16 protein-coding genes are annotated in these 19592 nt (G+C 58.7%); 3 read left to right on the plus strand and 13 right to left on the minus strand.

What is annotated here, in order from left to right; genetic code table 11:
- On the plus strand, positions 1-2904 hold a 2904-nt coding region (locus Q0562_RS11015; protein WP_298644348.1), incomplete at its 5' end, for a right-handed parallel beta-helix repeat-containing protein.
- A 230-nt stretch (positions 2905-3134) separates the two neighbouring features.
- On the opposite strand, the gene Q0562_RS11020 is transcribed toward Q0562_RS11015, so the two are convergent.
- The 9 genes from Q0562_RS11020 to Q0562_RS11060 form a co-directional block, all read right to left on the minus strand.
- Entirely contained in the window at positions 3135-3404 is a 270-nt protein-coding gene (locus Q0562_RS11020) for a hypothetical protein (protein WP_298644350.1), read from the minus strand.
- Positions 3405-3460: 56 nt separating this feature from the next.
- The gene (locus Q0562_RS11025) at positions 3461-4279 is read right to left on the minus strand and encodes a phosphatase PAP2 family protein (protein WP_298644352.1); all 819 of its coding nucleotides are present in this window, start codon (positions 4277-4279) and stop codon (positions 3461-3463) included.
- Positions 4280-4404: 125 nt separating this feature from the next.
- Positions 4405-5535 carry an NnrS family protein gene (locus Q0562_RS11030; protein ID WP_298644354.1) on the minus strand — a complete coding sequence of 377 codons (1131 nt, stop codon included), beginning with the start codon at positions 5533-5535 and terminating at the stop codon, positions 4405-4407.
- A gap of 2 nt (positions 5536-5537) precedes the next feature.
- Positions 5538-6089 carry a hypothetical protein gene (locus tag Q0562_RS11035; protein WP_298644356.1) on the minus strand — a complete coding sequence of 184 codons (552 nt, stop codon included), beginning with the start codon at positions 6087-6089 and terminating at the stop codon, positions 5538-5540.
- Complete coding sequence (locus tag Q0562_RS11040; protein ID WP_298644357.1) at positions 6082-6897, minus strand: site-specific DNA-methyltransferase; 816 nt, start codon at positions 6895-6897, stop codon at positions 6082-6084. Before Q0562_RS11040 ends, Q0562_RS11035 begins: the two co-directional genes overlap by 8 nt.
- Complete coding sequence (locus tag Q0562_RS11045; RefSeq protein WP_298644359.1) at positions 6887-7702, minus strand: Dam family site-specific DNA-(adenine-N6)-methyltransferase; 816 nt, start codon at positions 7700-7702, stop codon at positions 6887-6889. Before Q0562_RS11045 ends, Q0562_RS11040 begins: the two co-directional genes overlap by 11 nt.
- A gap of 39 nt (positions 7703-7741) precedes the next feature.
- A complete protein-coding gene (gene uvrB, locus Q0562_RS11050; RefSeq protein WP_298644361.1) occupies positions 7742-9766 on the minus strand; it encodes an excinuclease ABC subunit UvrB in 2025 nt (674 codons plus the stop codon).
- Between the two features lie 197 nt (positions 9767-9963).
- The gene (gene cysZ, locus Q0562_RS11055) at positions 9964-10662 is read right to left on the minus strand and encodes a sulfate transporter CysZ (protein WP_298644363.1); all 699 of its coding nucleotides are present in this window, start codon (positions 10660-10662) and stop codon (positions 9964-9966) included.
- Positions 10659-11567 carry a hydrogen peroxide-inducible genes activator gene (locus tag Q0562_RS11060; protein WP_298644364.1) on the minus strand — a complete coding sequence of 303 codons (909 nt, stop codon included), beginning with the start codon at positions 11565-11567 and terminating at the stop codon, positions 10659-10661. The genes cysZ and Q0562_RS11060 overlap by 4 nt, the downstream gene beginning before the upstream one ends.
- Positions 11568-11726: 159 nt before the next feature.
- On the opposite strand from Q0562_RS11060, the gene ahpC reads away from it, so the two are divergent.
- Together ahpC and ahpF are read left to right on the plus strand one after the other, a co-directional pair.
- Positions 11727-12290, plus strand: coding sequence for an alkyl hydroperoxide reductase subunit C (ahpC, locus tag Q0562_RS11065; RefSeq protein ID WP_298644366.1), 564 nt, complete (start codon positions 11727-11729; stop codon positions 12288-12290).
- Positions 12291-12427: 137 nt separating this feature from the next.
- Positions 12428-13984: an alkyl hydroperoxide reductase subunit F gene (ahpF, locus tag Q0562_RS11070; RefSeq protein ID WP_298644368.1), complete on the plus strand. Its 1557-nt coding sequence runs from the start codon at positions 12428-12430 to the stop codon at positions 13982-13984.
- 174 nt (positions 13985-14158) lie between these two features.
- On the opposite strand, the gene Q0562_RS11075 is transcribed toward ahpF, so the two are convergent.
- The 4 genes from Q0562_RS11075 to Q0562_RS11090 form a co-directional block, all read right to left on the minus strand.
- A complete protein-coding gene (locus tag Q0562_RS11075; protein WP_298644370.1) occupies positions 14159-14338 on the minus strand; it encodes a hypothetical protein in 180 nt (59 codons plus the stop codon).
- A 238-nt stretch (positions 14339-14576) separates the two neighbouring features.
- Positions 14577-17708: a type I restriction endonuclease subunit R gene (locus Q0562_RS11080; RefSeq protein ID WP_298644372.1), complete on the minus strand. Its 3132-nt coding sequence runs from the start codon at positions 17706-17708 to the stop codon at positions 14577-14579.
- Positions 17709-17811: 103 nt separating this feature from the next.
- Positions 17812-18348, minus strand: coding sequence for a transposase (locus tag Q0562_RS11085; protein ID WP_298644373.1), 537 nt, complete (start codon positions 18346-18348; stop codon positions 17812-17814).
- 590 nt (positions 18349-18938) lie between these two features.
- The coding region (locus Q0562_RS11090) for a restriction endonuclease subunit S (RefSeq protein ID WP_298644375.1) at positions 18939-19592 on the minus strand (654 nt) is incomplete at its 5' end.

The following is a 19592-nucleotide window of genomic DNA, read 5'->3' on the forward strand; positions in this document are numbered from 1 at the left end:
CCCAATCCCCAGCCCAATCCCCAGCCCAATCCCCAGCCCAATCCCCAGCCCAATCCCCAGCCCAATCACGCAGGCACTATCACCCTCAGCGGCGAGGAGAAAGTCGGGGCGACGCTCACCGCGACCGTCAGCGATGCCGACGGTGTGCCCGGCAACGTGCAATACCAATGGCTGCGCGACGGCCGGCCCATCGGCGGCGGCAGCGGCAAAACCTACACCCTCACCGACGCCGACGCCGGACACCGCATCAGTGCGCGCGCCGACTATCGGGACAATGCCGGACACGACGAAAGCCCGCGCAGCGCAGCGGTCAACCCCGCGCCGCAGGCGAACCATGCAGGCACGGTCGACATCAGCGGCGAGGCGCGCGTCGGCAGTACCCTTACCGCCCACCTCAGCGACGGCGACGGTTACGACCCCGCCCAGGTTCACTATCAATGGCTGGCGGACGGGCAACCGGTTGCGGGCGCGACCGGTGCGAGTTACACCCTCACCGCCGCCGACACCGGGCGCAGCATCAGCGTGCGCGCCACCTACACCGACCACGCCGCGCACAGCGAAGCGGCCAACGCGGCGACGGCGGGCTACGTCAGCCACATCCCCGTCGCAAAAACGCCGCTGGTTTTCGACGTGACCGATGCCCGCTTCGGCGCGAACGGTCATGACGGCGAAAGTGCGGCGGCGGACGACACCGCCGCCATCCAGGCCGCCATCGATGCCGCCTGGCACGCGGGCGGCGGCACCGTGCGCATCCCCGGCGGCACCTACATGATCCGCGCCGACGCAAGCACGGGGCAATGGCAACTGCCCGCCGGGCTGAAAATGCGCAGCAACGTGACCGTGGACATGGCGGCAGACGCCGTCCTCAAAGCCTACGCCAACGACAAGCCCTATCACGACATCTTCAACTTCTACGAAGTCGAAAACGCGCACATACGCGGCGGCACCCTCGTCGGCGAGCGCTACACCCACAACGGCACGACAGGCGAATGGGGCAACGGCATCACCATCCTCTCCTCGCGCAACATCAGTGTCGAGGGCACCACCATCCGCCACTTCTGGGGCGACGGCATCGGCATCGACAACACCTACGCCGACCCGCGCCTGCGCAATGACGACATCGCCATCCAGGGCATCACCGCCGACGCCAACCGCCGCCAGGGTATCTCCATCATGGACGGCGACCACATCCGCATCCTGCACAGCACCTTCCAAAACACCGGCAGCGGCACCGCGAGCACCACCGAACTCGCCGCCAACCCGCGTCGCAAAGGCACCGACCCGCAGGCGGGCATCGACATCGAACCCGAAGCGGGACAAAGCGTGACCCACATGGACATCCGCGCCAACACCTTTGCCGACAACGGCCGCACCGGCCTCAGCGTGCTCGGCCTCAACCCCGAAGAACAACGCGTCATCAGCGACATCCGCATCGACGGCAACACCTTCACCAACAACCGGGGCAGCATCATCCTGCGCGGCGCGAGCGGTGCCGTCGTCACCGGCAACCACATCACGAGCGACCGCGCCCCGCCCGAATACACCATCCTCATCGGCGAACGCACCCCCGACGCTACCGTCCGCGACAACACCCTTGGCGGCAAAGGCCGCATCAGCGACCTCATGCACGGCAACAACGACGTGGAAGCCCGCAACCACCTCAACTTCACCGGCTACGCCGCCGATCAGCCCACCACTGTCGTCATTCGCGGCAGCGCCAAAGTCGGCGCGACCCTCACCGCCGCCGTCCACGACGGCAACGGCTACCACGAAAACGCCGTGTACTACCGCTGGTACGCCGACGGCGTCGAAATCCCGCACAGCGCCGGGCGGCAAGCAGACGGCAAACACCAATACATCCCGAGCGATGCCGACCTCGGCAAAACCCTCAGCGTCCGCGTTACCCTCACCGACTACGGCACTCATAGCGGCCATGCGGTGAGCGCGCCGACCGCCGTCATCGCCGCCGCCGACCACCCCCTGCCGAACCACAGCGGCAGCATCACCCTGCGCATCCGCCACGACGGCATGCCGGGCTTCGACGTGAACCACCCCGAACACTGGCCGACCCTTGCAGAAGCGGCGGGCGGCGCGGGCGGCAGCAAAAAAATCGCCCCCGAAGTCGGGCGCACCCTCTACGCCGATGTGCAGGACGCCGACGGCATCCCGACAGGCAGCGCGGGGCGCAACGAAAAACAATACGACGGCAAACCCGTCATCCACTACCAATGGCTGGCCGACGGCGAGGCCATCCCCGGCACCGTGCACGCCCGCTACGTCCCGCTCAGCAGCGCAAGCGGCAAACACATCAGCGTCCGCGTGAGCTACACCGACAGCGCCCACCACGCCGAAAACCTCACCAGCGATGCCACCGTCGCCCTCATCGATACCATCCCGCCGAACCGCGCGGGCAGCGTCGCCATCCACGACGGCGACACCCTGACTGCCGATGTGCACGACGCCGACGGCGTCCCCGACAACGTGCAATACCAATGGTACAAAGACGGCATCGCCATCGACGGCGCGACAAGCCGCGACTACACCCCGCAGAGCGGCGAGCGCAGCCACATCCTCACCGTGAAAGCCGACTACACCGACCGCAACGGCTACCACGAAACCCGCATCGGTACCCTCGCCGACAGCGCGCTGCCGCCGACGCAGCACAAAAACGCCCCCGCGCCGGCGGCAGATGCCTGTCCGGACGCGGCAACAGCGGCGGCAACATGGCCGGACTCCGGCACGACGGGCAACGACAGCGCCCCCCTCCGCCTGCACGACCTCCTCACCGCCCCGACGGCGGACAGCGCCGCCCACCCGTCAACGCCCAACGACTACCCGACAACCGCCCTCGCCGATCTCGACACCGCCGCCCAACTCGCGCAACAGTCCTTCCTCATCGGCTGAAACACACCGGGCGGCACCAAAGGTGAAAGCAAAAACGCAGGCCGGGCTGAAGCCCGGCCACGCAGAGGCGACGGCACCCCGGACAAGCGCCGCCGCCGGGCGGGGTATAGTCGTTCCAGCGGAATGATGCGATGTCGGCGCGCCTGACCGGGCACCCATAAAAACCCGCGCCGTACTATCGTCGTTTCAAATAGGACTGAGACAAGGCGGCGAGCGGGCGGGTTTGCCTGTTATTCTTTGCCCGGATTGAAGGGGCTGAACATGATTTTGAATTTGTCGTCCTCGTCTGCGCCGCCGGGGATGAATTTGTCGAAGATTTCCGCTTTGGCCTGCGGGTTGTCGCCGAGAACGCCGTGCAGGACGGCGAGGGCGTTGACGGCTTTGGCGGGGGCGATTTCGTCCAGTTCGCGCAGCAGCTGGTAGATGCGGGCGTAGTCGCCTTCGACCATCGCGCTGGTGATGGCGGAGGTGATGGCTTGTGCTTTTTGTTCGTTTTTCATGGGGTTTCCCTGGCTGTTGCCGGTTTGTCGAAGGGATGCCGCAGCTGCGGCATGGTTTATGCAGCGTTGCGCGGTGTGCGGGCGGATGTGCCGCGCAGGGCGAGAACGGCAAGCAGGATGCCCGCCAGCACGTCCACGCCGTAATGGTAACGCAGGAAGATGGTGGCGGTGATGGTGCCGGCGGTGAGCGGCGCGCAGAGGAGCGCCGCCGCGCGTTTGCCGTCGCGCCACAAGTACGCCGTGATGTAGAGGGTGAGGGCGGTGTGCAGGCTGGGGAAGACATCCATGCCGGTCACGCCGCCCTTGATGATGGCGATAAGCGTCGGTGCGATGAGACCGCCCGCGCCGCCGTCGGGGTGGGTGGTGAAGGCGGGCCCGGCGGCGGGCAGCAGGCAGTAGCCGAGGAAGCCCGCCAGATAGAGGAAGATGAGGCCGTTGAAGTAGCGGCGTGCGGCGGGCGTGGTGCGGCGGCAGGCGTAGTAAAAAACGCTGCCGAGGACGATGGCGTAGAAGCTGAAATAGCAGGCGGCGAGCAGGTCGGTGAGCAGCGGGTGCGCTTCGTAGCGGAAGTAGGCGGGCAGGATGCGCCCGCCCCAGAGATGGCGGTCGATGGCGGCGAGCAGGGCATCCGCATGCCGGGGGATGAGGTGGCGGTCGATGATTTTCAGCAGCGGGAAGACCAGCCAGGTGAGGAGGAAGAGGTTCGCCCCCGTCCAGGCACTGCGGCGGTAATGCGCCGTCCAGCCCCACAGGGTGAGGCAGGCGGCAAACAGCGGCAGACCGGCGCCGTCGGCGGCGCGCAGAATGGCGCAGGCAGCGAGGACGAGGAGGCCGGCGAGCAGGGCGAGATGGGCGCGGATCAGGGTGGGGTTCATGGTATTGGCGTGCAAAAATGGGATGACAAGAAGCGGGACGAAAGCCGCCAGGCGGTGCCGTTGCCGGGATTTTCTGCTGTCGCGGTTGGTTAGCCCACTCTCCGCTGGCGGCGGCGCATGGGCGGTCAACGCGGTTCGGTGCGGCGGAAAATGCCGAGGTAGCGCAGGGCGTAGAGGGTGAAGGCGGCGGCGATGCAGGCGGTGGGGATGGCGTAGATGGTGATGAGGTTCGGCAGCAGCAGCGCGCCGAGGCAGCGGCTGATGCCGCCCGCGAGGATGAGGGCGAGCGCGAGGCGGGTATCCGGATAGAAGCGCAAATCCAGCCCGCTGTGGCGCACACCGGCGATGCTCATGATGACCAGCACCATCGCCAGCATGGCGGTGATGGCGAGCAGGTGCCGCACCGGGCTGAAGAGCGCGGGCAGGCCGAGCTGCGCGATGCCGAGCAGGGCATAACCCGCGACCAGCGCCAGGCTGACCGCGTAATGGGCGCGGACGTAATGCGCGCGCAGCAGCATGAGGCTGTGCCATTCTTGCAGGCGGGCGGCAAAGGCGGCGGCGGTGGCGAGCGCCAGCCAGCCCTGGATGGGGTCGGCGGCACCGCAGGCGGCGACGATGGCGTAGAGGCCGAGCATGAGGGCGCTGATGTTTTTGGTGTAGGGGTTGGGCATGAAGGTCAGCGCGCCGTGGCCGCCGTCTGCCAGCGCCTGATTGCCGATGGCGCGGCCGACGCGGAAGTTGACCAGCGCCACGGCAATCAGCATCACGTCCACCATGCGGTGCAGGATGTCGCCGTCGGGCTTCAAGCCGTATGCGGTGGCGCAGGCGGCGAGCATGGCGAGGACGAGGATGAAGCTGATGAGGCGGCTGTTGCGGTTATGGATGACGCGCCGGGCGGTGTAGGCGGTGAGGTAGAGCCAGAAAACGCAGGCCGCCCAGGCGGCGGGGGCGGGGTAGGGCAGGGCGGTGAGGATGGCCGCCCAGAGGACGAGCAGGATGGTGCTGTGGACGTGGCGCGGCGCGGGGTCGTCCGTCCAGGCGGGCAGCGCGGTCATGAGGAAGCCGGCGAAACCCGCCCCGGCGCAGAGGTTCAAAAAGGCAAAGGCATGCCAGTGCAGCGGGAAAGCGGCGGCGCGCGCGGGGGCGAAGAGCAGCAGCGCCAGCCACGGCAAGAGGGCGACCCAGGCCCCGAGACAGGCGAGCGGGAAGAAAAGGCGGAAGGGGTGTTCGCGGTTGCGCAGGGTGAGGATGGGCATGGTTAATCCTCTGTTGTGCCGCCGGGCAGTCCCAGCCATTTTAGGGGGATTTGGTCAAACAGATAATGGCAGCCGACGCTGTGGATGTAATCCAATGTATCGCGATACTTGGGTTTGTCGAACCATTCGGCATTCAGAACGTAAACGTATTCTACCCGCCAACCGAGTGTGTGTACTAGTTTGGTGTATTGCTTGCGCTTGAAATCGCAGGTTTGCAGTTTTTCGTCAACGGAGCCTTCAACTTTTTGGTATTTAACTTCGATGATAAACAGAGTATCGCGCACAATGACAAAGAGACCGTTATCGGGTTCCAGCCGCTTCGATAGGTGGTCTTGCCAGTTGATTTGGTAGCGTTTCAGGAAACGGTAGAACTCGCGCTTCTTGAAGCAGTGAGCCAACAGTTTTCCGGCAAACCAGACTTCGTATCCGGCGTTATCAGCGGTTTCGCGCAGTTCGTAGCCCGGAATGGCGGTAAAGAGTTGTTGCAGGTCGGTTTTGGCTTCAAATTGCAGGCCGGTGCGGGTGTTTGCCCCGCCGATGCCGTCTTTAATCATGGTGCTTTATCCTCTGGTTAGCCAGTTCGTAGTAGATGGAATCACGCTCGCAACCGCAGAAGCGGCGGCCGTGGCGCAGGGCGGCGACGCCGGTAGTGCCGCTGCCCATGAAGGGATCGAAGATGAGGTCATCCGGGTTGCTAGCGGCGCGGATGCAGCGCTCGACGAGCGCCAGCGGTTTTTGTGTCGGGTGTTTGCCGTATTGTTTTTCCGCGCGTGGCGGTGGGGCAATTCGCCAGACGCTTTTCATTTGTTTGCCGTAGTTTTCGGCGCGCATGAGCTCGTAATGGTAGGTGTGGCGCGCTTTTTTGTGTTTTTTTGCCCAGAGCAGGGTTTCAGTAGCGTGGGTGAAATAGCGGCAGCTCAGGTTCGGCGGCGGATTGGGCTTTTCCCAGGTGATGTTGTTCAGGATGTGGTAACCGATGGTCTGCATGAGATAGCCAATGAGGTAGATGTTGTGCTGGGTGCCGCAGACCCAGATGGTGGCATCGGGGCGTAGCAGGGCATAGCACAGGCGCAGCCATTCTTCGTAGGCCTCCATGTCGGCAGCGATGCCGCGTGATTTGTCCCAGTTCCCTTTGTTGACGGACACGGCCTGGCCGTTGTGGCAGGTGATGCCGTCGTTGGACAGGTAGTAGGGCGGATCCACAAAGATCATGTCGAAGCGACCCTGTGGGTGTTTGTCGAGGATGCGGCGCATGAGGTGCAGGGCGTCGGCGTTGTAGGTGATGTAGCCGGGGCCGTACTGTTTGTTCAGATTGCCGTAGGCTGCCGCTTCTTCGGCGAGGGTGAGAGTTTCAGGGAGCATAGATGGCCAGTATTTCCCCAACTTTTTGTCGGCTGGCGCCGCTTGCGGCGATATTGCGCTGGACGTGGACGGTCGCGAGACGGGCATCGTGGTAGAGGGCACGGGTGTAAGCGGTGTCGTGGTTGGAGATGAGGATGCCGCGTGTGCGCGGGGCGATGATGCGGGCAGTGTCAGCGAGACGCTGTTGTTCGTCATGGTTGAAGCTGTCTTTGTGGTAGGCGGTGAAGGAGGCGGTGTCGCTGAGCGGAACGTAGGGCGGATCGCAGTAGATGGTGTCATCATCCGTCGCTTGGGCGAGGGCGTCACGGAAGTCGCCGCAACTGAGTTCGATACGTCCGGCTTTGCCGAGGTAGGCCTGCATTTCTTTTTCGGGGAAGTAGGGCGCGCGGTAACGGCCAAAGGGGACGTTGTAGCCGCCTTTGCCGTTGTAGCGGCACAGGCCGTTGAAAGCGTGGCGGTTGAGGTAAATGAAGAGGGCGGCGCGTTCAGCGGGATCGTGGCTGTCATTAAATTGCTCGCGCAGGGCGTAGTAGCGGCTTTCTTCGTTGTTATCCGGGATGAAGTAGTGGCGGGCATAGTCAATAAAGCCCTGTTTTTCCTGTTTGAGGATGGTGTAAAGAGTGATTAGGTCAGGATTGGTGTCGTTGATGAGGTAGGCGTCGTAGTCGGTCGCGAGGGTGAGTGCGGCGGAACCGGCAAAGGGTTCGATGAGTCGTCCGCTGCGCTGCTGCGGCAGATGGGAGGTGAGGAAGGGCACAAGCTTGTGCTTGCCGCCTGCCCATTTGAGGAAGGGTTTGCTTGACATAGTGCTCAGAAAGAGAGGGAGGGAATGGTGTGCATGTTGTCACGCCTGCTCGATGTACACGCTCTGCTCGATGTGCTTGATGCGGTCGCGCAGGGCGGCGGCCTGTTCAAATTCGAGGTTTTTCGCGTGGGCGAGCATTTCTTTTTCGAGCTGTTTGATGAGTTTGGCGGCAGCCTTCGGGTCGGCGGGCATCGGTTCTTTGTCACGTTCGCGGTGTGCTTTTTTGGCTTTGATGGCGACGTGTGCGCCTTCCATCACGTCGGTGATTTTTTTGCGGATGGTCTGCGGGGTGATGCCGTGCGCGGTGTTGTAGGCCTGCTGTTTTTCGCGGCGGCGATTGGTTTCGTCAATCGCCGCCTGCATGGAGCGGGTGATGTGTGCCGCGTAGAGGATGGCTTTGCCTTTGGCGTTGCGCGCGGCGCGGCCGATGGTCTGGATGAGGGCGCGTTCGCCGCGCAGGAAGCCTTCTTTGTCGGCATCGAAGATGGCGACCAGCGAGACTTCCGGCATGTCCAGCCCTTCGCGCAGCAGGTTGATGCCGACCAGCACGTCGAAGGTGCCGAGGCGCAGGTCGCGGATGATTTCCATGCGTTCGACGGTGCCAACGTCCGAGTGGATGTAGCGTACACGCACGTCGTGCTCCATCAGGTAGTCAGTAAGGTCTTCCGCCATTTTTTTGGTCAGCGTGGTGATGAGGACGCGTTCGTCGGCGGCGACGCGGGTGCGGATTTCGCCAAGCACGTCTTCAACCTGGCTTTCGACCGGGCGGATTTCGACTTCGGGGTCAAGCAGGCCGGTCGGGCGCACGACTTGTTCGACGGTCTGGCCGCTGTGTGCGCGTTCGTAGTCGCCCGGTGTGGCCGAGATGTAGATGGTCTGCGGCGCAATGGCCTCAAATTCTTCAAAGCGCAGTGGGCGGTTATCGAGCGCAGACGGCAGGCGAAAGCCGTAATCCACCAGGGTTTCTTTGCGCGAGCGGTCGCCCCGGTACATGCCGTTTAGCTGCGGGATGGTCACGTGGCTTTCGTCAATCATCAGCAATGCGTCAGCAGGCAGGTAGTCGTGCAGGGTCGGCGGCGGTTCGCCCGCTTGTCGTCCGGAGAGGTAGCGCGAGTAGTTTTCGATGCCGGAGCAGTAGCCAAGTTCGTTCATCATTTCAAGGTCGAATCTTGTGCGCTGTTCGAGGCGCTGCGCTTCGACGAGTTTTTTCTGCTCGACAAGCGCGGCGACGCGCTCGCGCAGTTCTGCCTTGATGAGTTCGATAGAGGCGAGGATGGTGTCGCGCGGTGTGGCGTAGTGGGTTTTCGGGTAGATGGTCACGCGCGGCACGGGATCGAGCATTTCGCCCGTGAGCGGGTCGAAGTAGCGGATGTTTTCAATGGTGTCGTCGAAGAGTTCAATGCGCACTGCGTACCAGTCGGATTCGGCAGGCATGATGTCGATGGTGTCGCCTTTGCTGCGGAAGGTGCCACGCGCAAGCTGGATGTCGTTGCGCGTGTATTGCAGTTCGGCGAGGTGGGCGTGTACGTCGTGCGGGTCAATGCGTTCGCCTCTGGAGAGGTGCAGGCGCATTTGCCGGTACTGGCTGGGGTCGCCGAGGCCGTAGATGGAGGAGACGGAGGCGACGATGATGGTATCGCGCCGTTCCAGGATGGCTTTGGTCGCGGAAAGGCGCATCTGCTCGATGTGTTCGTTGATGGAGGCGTCTTTTTCGATGAAGGTGTCCGAAGCGGGGACGTAGGCTTCCGGCTGGTAGTAGTCGTAGTAGGAAACGAAGTATTCAACGGCGTTGTGCGGGAAGAATTCGCGCATTTCGCCGTAGAGCTGGGCGGCGAGGGTTTTGTTCGGCGCGAGGATGAGCGCGGGGCGCTGCGCACGGGCGATGACGTTCGCCATGGTGAAGGTTTTGCCAGAGCCGGTCACGCCAAGCAGGGTCTGCTTGGCAAGGCCGTCTTCCAGCCCTTCGAGGAGTTGGGCGATGGCGGTCGGCTGGTCGCCGGAGGGCCGGTAGTCGCTGACGAGCTGGAAAAGGTCGCCGCTTGCGGCGGGTTTGGAATCGCGCATGGATTGGGGCAGGGAAGGGGATTGGCGGGGATTATACGACGGGGGGCGGAAGCGGGCGCCAGGCGGCGTCAATCGCGGGGTTCCCCTAACGGCTAACCGTCCTCCCGGCGGGTGAGTTTTTTCTTCGCCCAGTAGTGTAGGCCGTAGCGTGTGGCTATCCGGAGACTGAGGGGCAGGGGGTTCATGCGGGGGTGTTTTCAGTTTTCCTGCCGCAGGTGGCGCACCCAGTAGAGGGTGGCGGCGATGACGCCGACCGGCATGGCGATGAGGTTGAGCACGGGGACGGTGGTCATGAGGCTGACCGCGCCGCCGTAAGCAAGGCTTTCGCCGCGTCGTTGCCGCAGGAGGCGGCGTTCTTCGTGGAAGGGGATACCGTTGTTCGCCATCGGGTAGTCGAGGTATTGCAGCGCGGCGCACCAGGCGGCGTAGGCAAACCAGAGGACGGGGGCAAGCGGCGGCAGGAGGAGGGCAAGGACAAGGGTGGGGACGGCGAGGGCGAGGAAGTACAGCGCTTTGTGGATTTCCTGCATGATGTCCGCAAGGATGTCCCGCCACAGCGGCAGCTCGGGCGGGGCGGGATCGTCGCGTTCGGCTTTTTCGACGGCGGCGGCGAGCAGGCTGTTGAAGGGGGCAGCGATGAGGTTCGCCATCAGCGCGAAGGTGGTGTAGGCAAGGAGGAGCAGGGTGAGGACGAGGAGCGGGTAGAGCAGCCAGTGCAGCCACGCCAGCCAGTCGGGCAGGAGGCGGTCGATATAGGCGGTGCCGTAGTGCCAGGCGGCGTAGCTGCCGGCACCGAAGAAGATGATGTTGGCGCAAAGCGGCAGCAGGGTGTAGCGGCGGATACCGGGGCGGAGAAGCCAGGTGAAGGCTTCCGCCAGGCAGTGCAAGGCGTTCATCCGTTGTCGGCGCGGATGTTGTCCAGCGCTTCGCGGAAGAGCCCCATCAGGGCTTCGAGTTCGTTGGTGCGCGGGTAGTTGGGGCGGGTGACGAGGGCGAGGCGGCGGTGCGGCGCGGGCACGTCAAGCGGGATGGTGCGGATGTCCGGCTGGTTGCGCAGCGAGGGCAGCGCCATTTCGGGGACAAGGGTCAGCCCCATGTCGTTCACCACCATTTGCACGAGGGTGTTAAGGCTCGCTTCGCGGAAGCTGTGCGTGATGTCGTTGCGAAATTTGCAGATTTCCACAATGTGGTCTTTGAGGCAGTGCCCGTTACTGAGGAGCAGCAGGCTGTCTTCGTTGCGCAGTTGTCTGGCGGTGATTTTGGTCTGTCCGCTGAGCGGGTGGTTGCGGTGCAGGACGACGTAGAAGCGTTCGCTGCCGATTTCAAAGGTGTTGAGGCCGGGGGTGTCGTAGGGTAGGGCGATGAGTGCGGCGTCCAGCATGCCGTTGTGCACGGCGCTGATGAGGCGTTCACTCACGTCTTCGCGGATGTTCAGCTCGAATTTGGGGTAGGCCTTGTGCACGACGGGCAGCGCCTGCGGCAGCAGGTAGGGGGCGATGGTCGGGATGAAGCCGATGGCCATCGGGAAATGCAGGGTGTCCTGACCGGCGTGTGCCTGCTCGACGAGTTGCTGCGCGTCGAGATAGATTTGCTGGGCGCGGCGCAGCAGCTCTTCGCCGATGGGGGTGATGACGACCTGCTTGTTGTTGCGCTCGAAGACGATGACACCGAGGTTTTTTTCCATTTCGGCGATGCCCAGCGAGAGGGCGGATTGGGAGATGTTGCACTCTTCGGCTGCGCGCTTGAAATGTTTGTTGCGGGCGACGGCGAGCGCGAACTGGATCTGGCGTAAAGTAATCATTCTATGTTCACCTAAACAAATTGTTGGGCGATTATACATAAAAAAAATAAAAGGTAAATATTGCAGTCTGCAAGTCTTTTCAAATGGTTGCGGATAACTATAATGCATCGCACCGCCGCAATTGGCGGCACCAATCATGCAACGAAACGAGGTCTCTTTATGCCCATCATCAACCGCACCATCCCCGATTTTTCCGTACAGGCTTTCCACAACGGCGAGTTCAAGACCGTCAGCAGCGACAGCGTCAAAGGCCAATGGTCCATCTTCCTTTTCTACCCGGCGGATTTCACCTTCGTCTGCCCGACCGAACTGGAAGACATGGCCAAACACTATGACGAACTGCAAGCGCTCGGCGTCGAAGTCTATGCCGTGTCCTGCGACACCCATTTCACCCACAAAGCCTGGCACGACCACAGCCCGGCCATCAGCGGCATCAAGTACCCGATGCTCGGCGACCCGACCGGCGTGCTTGCGCGCGGCTTCGACGTGATGATCGAAGAAGAAGGGCTGGCCTATCGCGGCACCTTCCTCGTTGACCCGGAAGGCAAGATCAAAGTCGCCGAAATCCACGACAACGGCATTGGCCGCAGTGCCAAAGACATGGTGCGCAAAGTCAAGGCCGCCCAATACGTCGCCCAGCACGACGGCGAAGTCTGCCCGGCCGCTTGGGAAGCAGGACAAGAGACCCTGAAACCCAGCCTCGACCTCGTCGGCAAGATTTGAAAAAACGGCACAGGCGGGCGCATTGCGGCGTTGTGCGCTGCTCGCCCGCCAGCCCGTTTTAACCGGGAAGCGGCGCCTGCGGGCGCTGTTTCCATATCGGGCAACCGCCAAACGACCCCCCAACATCAAGGAATCCCATGCAACTCGACCAGGCCATGCTGGACGCTGTCCGCCAGCACATGAACCGCCTCAGCCGCGACATCACCCTCGTCCTCGCCCCCGGCGCGCACGAAAAACGCGACGAACTCAAAACCTTCCTCACGCAAATCGCCTCTACCTCGCCGCGCCTGCATCTTGAAGAGACCGCCGACCCCGCGCTCACCACCCCCATCAGCTTCACCCTGCGCGCCGACGGCACCGACACCGGCATCATCTTCACCGGCATCCCCGGTGGCCACGAATTCACCTCGCTCATCCTTGCTATCCTGCAAGCGGGCGGCAGCGCGCTCAAACTCGACGACAGCATCCGGGCGCTCATCCGCAGCATTGAGCGGCCGCTGCACTTCACCACCTACGTCTCGCTTTCCTGCCACAACTGCCCGGACGTCGTGCAGACCCTCAACCAGTTCGCCCTGCTCAACCCGCACATCCGCAGCGAAATGATTGACGGCGGCCTCTTCCAAGCGGAAATCGAAGCGCGCAACATCCAGGGCGTGCCCGCCGTCTATCTCAACGGTAAAAGCTTTGCCAACGGCAAAATTGACACCGCCCGCCTCGTCGAAAAACTACTCGAACAACAGCCCGGGCTCGCGCAAAACGCCGCGCCCGCGCAAGCCTTACCGCTGCAAGACGTAGTCGTCATCGGCGGTGGTCCGGCAGGTTCATCCGCCGCCATCTACGCCGCGCGCAAAGGCCTCAGCGTCACCCTCGTCGCCGACCGCATCGGCGGCCAGGTCAAAGACACCATGGACATCGAAAACCTCATCTCGGTGCCGAAAACCACCGGCCCCGAACTCGCGGGCAAACTGCACAGCCACCTCGCCGCCTACCCCATCACCATCCGCGAAAACCTGCGCGTGAAAAGCGTCACCACCGGCAGCACCCACACCGTCACCCTCAACACCGGCGAGACCATCGAAACCCGCACCCTCATCATCGCCAGCGGCGCCAAATGGCGCGAACTCGGCATCCCCGGCGAAAAAGAAAACATCGGCAACGGCGTCGCCTTCTGCCCGCACTGCGACGGCCCCTTCTTCAAAGACAAAGACATCGCCGTCATCGGCGGCGGCAACTCCGGCGTCGAAGCCGCGCTGGATCTCGCGGGCATCGTCAACAGCGTGACCCTGATGGAATTCATGCCCGAACTCAAAGCGGACAAAGTGCTGGTCGAACAACTCGGCAAACGCAACAACATCCGCGTTATCACCAACGCTGCTGCGCAGGAAATCACGACCGAAGGCGGCAAAGTGAGCTACATCCGCTACACCGACCGCACCGACGGCGCGGTGCATGACCTGCCACTGCAAGGCGTCTTCGTGCAAATCGGGTTGGTGCCGAACAGCGACTTCCTCGGCGACGCCGTTGAGCGCACCCGCTTCGGCGAAATCGTCATCAACGCCAAAGGCGAAACCAACGTGCCGGGCATCTTCGCGGCAGGCGACGTGACCACCGTGCCGTACAAACAAATCATCGTGGCGATGGGCGAAGGCGCGAAAGCGGCACTGTCGGCATTCGACTACCTCATCCGCCAATAACACCGCTTTCCCCGTTAATCACACCACGGCAGACCGCGCGTCTGCCTTTTCGCATACGGAGGAGAATTCTGCGACGGCAAAAGGGCAGAGGGCGGCCGCCCGACTGCTATTCCCGCCGCCCGTTCCGGCCAGAAAAAAATCCCGTCGCAGCGGGATTTTTTTCTATTGTGGCGTCTAGATGCCCACCGTTGCTGCCACCGCGTTGTAATCCTCGATTTTGTTGAAGTTGAGGTAGCGGTACACCTTGCCGTCCGCCGGGGCGATGGCACGGATGGCGTCGCGGTATTCCGCCATGGTCGGCAGGCGGTCCGGGCGGGCGCTGATCACTACCAGTTCCGCCGGGGCGAGGTACACGTTTGCGTCTTTGCCGAGGCGGTTCGGGAAGTTGCGGTTCGCAGTAGGTGCCGGGGCGCACGCCCCGGCTTTCCGGCAAGCCGCAGGCGCGGCTGACGATTTTCTGCGTCAGCGTAAAGCTCGCGTCGGCGGCGAGCGGTGGAGGGCGTCAGCCCCGCCCCGTCTCAATCCTGTCCGGAGCGTCTGTATGCAGGAGGGCGAAGCCCATCCTGCAATGGATTATTTCTTGATTTTGTTATCATAATTCACCGCCTACTCCCAGGAACTTTTCCACAAAGGCGGCGATTTTCCGGAAGACACTTTGTTTCTTCGCCAGATGCTGCGGGTTGAGCGGGCTCATTTTCGGCAGGGCATCGCTCAATTCTGTGCCGTTTTCGCTGGCGTAGCCGCGTTTGAGCGAAATCGCGAGGTAGCGTTTCGCGGCGGCTTCATTCAACCCCTCGGCGGCAATCAGTTCCGCCGCTTCGCGCCGTTGTTCTTCCTGCGCGAAAGAAAAAAAAGCCTCAATAATGGCCGGCACGTTGGGAATATCATCTAAATCTGTCTGGTTGATGAAATCGACGATCAGGCTTTCCTTGGCGCGGTTACCGATGCTGGCGCGGATGATGCGGCGGATTTCTTCCACCAGTTCCGTTTTGTTTTTGACTTTCTTGTTCCGCTCGAAAATCAATTCCAGGATGTAATCCAGACTAATTTCCTGCGATTTGAGCAAATCAATTTCAAACACCACATCATCCCAATCCAGCTTGGAGGCTTCCTGTGCTTCGCCCGCTTTGCTCTGCCGCAGCCAGTCGCGGATATCGTTATAGGTGGAGCGGTAATCTTGCAACTGACGCGCAGAGGGAATAGCGATCGCCTGCATTTTTGCCAGTTCGTCATCCTGTAAATAATATTTTTCCTGCAAGGATTGCATGGCCACCGCATCATCGGTATCAATTTGTTGCAAAGCCTGCAAAGCAGCAAATTCATCATAATTCTGCAAGATATTTTCCACGCGCAGGTATTCGCCAAAAAGTTTGGCAAAATCTTTTTTATCCTTTTCCGTTTCGATTTTATCGGGTTCGGGGAAACGATCCTGCAATTCCTGCACCACATCGAGATAGCCGCGCCGTGCTTCGCCGGTGAGATTATCGGTATAGCCTTCCATATATTCCTGATAGCTTTTTTCCAGCACCACATTTTTGGTGTTTTTATCGCCGAACAGGGTAATGGCTTTAATCGTCGCATCTTCCAAATCGCGAAAGGTCACGATATTGCCAAAGGTTTTGCTGGCATTAAAAATGCGGTTTGTGCGGGAAAACGCCTGAATCAGGCCGTGATAACGCAGGTTTTTATCGACAAACAGGGTATTGAGTTCCGGCGCATCAAAGCCGGTCAGGAACATCCCGACCACAATCAGCAAATCCACTCGCTCGGCATAGGGCAGCGGTTTGTCATCGCCGTCCCTGCCTTTCACCCGCTTGGCCAAATCCTTGTAGTAGTTTTCAAAAGCCTTGCTTTCCACGCTGTAACTGGTGTGGAAACAGGCGTTGTAATCCTCAATGGCTGATTGCAAAAATTCTTTCGCGCTATTTTCCATCGCCGTGGGCTCAAAGGTTTCATCAACGATTTCACCAATAGCGTTTTGCTCTTCATTAGCGGCAAAAGAAAAAATGGTGGCGACTTTCAGCGGATTATTCTTGCCTGCCTGCTGTTCCTTGAATGCCTGATAATAACTTTTGGCTGCCTCAATGCTGCTTACCGCAAACATGGCATTAAAGCCTTTGCCGCCCGCATTCAGGCGGTGCGTTTTTTCGCGGAAATGTTGCAGGATATATTCGGTGATTTTGCGGATGCGTTCGGGATGCAAGAGTGCCTGGCGGTTTTCGGCAGCAGTCAGTTTCTTTTCATCCTGCTCGCTTTCCAGCGATTGGAATTGCGGGCGTGTGTCGTTGTAATCCACTTTGAATTTCAGCACTTTTTCATCGCGGATGGCGTCAGTAATTACATAGGAATGCAATTCGCGGCCAAAGACACCCGCTGTCGTCTCCGCTCCTAGGGCGTTATCGGGAAAAATAGGCGTGCCCGTAAAACCGAATTGGCAGAATTGCTTGAATTTCTTTTTCAGATTTTTTTGCGCCTCGCCGAATTGTGAGCGGTGGCATTTATCGAAGATAAAAATGACCGGCTTTTGATATACCGGCAGACTGTCTTCGCTTTTCATTAGATTATTCAGCTTCTGGATGGTGGTCACGATGATTTTGTTATCGCTATTTTCCAGATTGCGTTTCAGCCCCGCCGTGCTGTTTGAGCCGTTGACGCTGTCGGGCGAAAAACGCTGATATTCCTTCATGGTCTGGAAATCCAGATCTTTCCTGTCCACCACAAAAAGCACTTTATCGATGCAATCCAGCTCCGTAGCGAGGCGCGCCGCCTTGAAGCTGGTCAGGGTTTTGCCGCTGCCGGTGGTGTGCCAGATATAGCCGCCGCTTTCCGGCTTGCACCAGTTTTTGGTCTGCGCCGAGCTGTTAATCTTCCACAAAATCCGCTCAACGGCAGCAATCTGATAAGGACGCATAATCAGCAGCGTGTTATTCACGTCAAAAACACTGTAACGCAGCAGGACACTGAGCAGGGTGTGTTTTTGCAAAAAGGTGGCGGTGAAATCCTTCAAATCCTTGATGGGGTAATTATCCGACTTCGCCCAATTCATGGTGAAATCAAAGCTGTGTTTATCGCGCTTGGTGGTATTGGCGAAATAGCGCGTATCCGTGCCGTTGGAAATCACGAAGATTTGCAGGAACTTGAAGAGCGAATTGTCGCTGTTAAAACTCTCCTTGCTATAACGGTGTACCTGATTAAAAGCCTCGCGAATCGCCACGCCACGTTTCTTTAATTCGATATGCACCAACGGCAGGCCATTCACCAGTATGGTCACGTCATAGCGGTTGGCGTGTGTCCCTGTCTGTTCAAACTGGTTGATAACCTGCACCTGATTGCGAGCAAGCTGCTTTTTATCAACAAGATAAATATTCTTTAGACGGCCATCATCAAAAGCGAAATCATAAATGTGGTTATCCTGGATTTTGCGGGTTTTATCAATAATGCCGTCCGCCGGTTTATCCAGATATTCCACTAAAAAACGCTGCCATTCGCTATCGGTGAAGACGACACCATTCAGCCGCTGCAATTGCCCGCGCAGATTGGCCAGCAGTTTACTGTGACTGTTCAAATCATGGCGGTATTCATAGCCCTGCTGTTGCAAATCGGCCAGCAATTCCTCTTCAAGCTGCTTTTCCGATTGATAATTGCCGGATTGCGCAATTTTTTCGTATTTGTCGAGGACGATGAAATGATCGGTCTCGGCGATGGGTTTGGTGGTTTCAGTCATGTTATTTCTCCCAAATAAGGTAGCGTTAAATCAAGTAGGTGGGCTTTAGCCCACCATATGGGTTATCTAGTATGTTTTATGGTGGGCTAAAGCCCACCCTACTTCAGTCATCATATAAATCCCAAGCGGCTTCGCTAATGCTGACGCCCCAATTTAACGGATACAACCCTGCTTTTACATCACGATGAAACGATGAGAATGGCCATTCTTGTACCATGCTTACATAGCCATGTTTGACAGGGTTGTAATAAACATAATCCATATGTCTCGCCAGATCAGCATTATCCCGAATCAAATGCTCCCAATAACGTCGTTGCCAAATACCAGTTTCCCTGCGCTTAAATTTGCTTTGATTAGGATTCCTGGTTTGTACTGGCAGATTACGGGAAAATTGTGTTTTTAAATATGCTATCCGCGTCGGATAATCATCTTCTCCTTCCGGCAAGCGTATCAGCAAATGGACATGATCCGGCAAGATACAAATGGCGACCGTTTCAAAGGGATAACGGGCGATGGTTTCTTTATATGCGGCACGGAAAATATCAATATAATCCGTCAAGTAACTTTTTGAGCGGTCTTGCAGTACCAAAGTAAAAAAATACAAGCCGCCGCATACGAAGGCTCGTCGGTAATCTGCCATTTCATTTCTCCTTTGAATGTGTATGGATTTTATTCTGTCATTTTATGCCATTTTATTTTTATTGGTGAATATAAGTTCACCCTGCAAGTATATTTTACATTGCCACGTAGGGTGGGTTTTAACCCACCATGTATTTACCTGACATGCTTTATGGTGGGCTGAAGCCCACCCTACAAACGTGCAATTTTGCATTTTATGCAGGATGGATTTTGACCTATCGCCAAGCTTTCGTGTAAACATATGGTGGGCTAAAGCCCACCTACAAACGCACGTTTTTGTTTTTTAAGCAGGATGCGTTTTAACCTGCCGTAAAGTATTCGTATAAACACCAACCCATAAATATATTTTACATGGTTATGTAGGGTGGGCTTCAGCCCACCGCAAACATATTGGCATAAACACATGGTGGGCTAAAGCCCACCCTACAAACGCACGTTTTTGTTTTTTAAGCGGGGTGGATTTTAACCTGCTGCAAAGTATTCGTATAAACAGCAACCCATAAATATATTTTGCATGGTTATGTAGGGTGAGTTTCAGCCCACCGCCAATATATCGGCACAAACACATGGTGGGCTAAAGCCCACCCTACTTTAATGGCTTTTTGGAAAGTTCAGCAGTTGTTCGCGGTAATATTCATATTGTTGACGGCGCAGGGCGATTTCACGCGGCAGGCCGTCGCTAAGGGAAGTGGTCAGGGTGTCGAATTTGTCGAGAATAGCGACGATACGGGCTTGTTCAGCGAGCGGGGGGATGGGGACTAACATTTTTCTTAAACTATCATTGTAGAGACGTGGAATTGTTCCACCTTCGGCAACATCCCATTTGGCAATCTGATAAAAATAAAATAGGTATTTATTTAAGACCTGCTTTTCTTCATTTTCAATCCAAACGATGTTGCTATCTTGAAAATACGCATCTTGTCCATCAAAGATAACCGTTCTTCCAATTGTACCGCTTGCTGAGATTAGAACCTCACCTAACCTAGGATAATGATATTTTTCTTTATATTCTTCAAATAGTTTTCTCGAAATATAGGAATTTGGGTTCTTACCAAAAGTCCCGATTTTATAAAAAGGCACATCACCAAAACTGGAAGTTTGGCCTTTCAAAATACGTTTGCACATACGAACTTCTCCCACATCTCCTAACTGTTTCCAAACAACTTTTTCAGGCAGCCCATTTAATCTGTCTGTCTGTCTGTCTGTCTGTCTGTCTGTCTGTCTGTCTGTCTGTCTGTCTGTCTG

This window comes from uncultured Cardiobacterium sp., assembly GCF_938028825.1.
Taxonomy (GTDB): domain Bacteria; phylum Pseudomonadota; class Gammaproteobacteria; order Cardiobacteriales; family Cardiobacteriaceae; genus Cardiobacterium.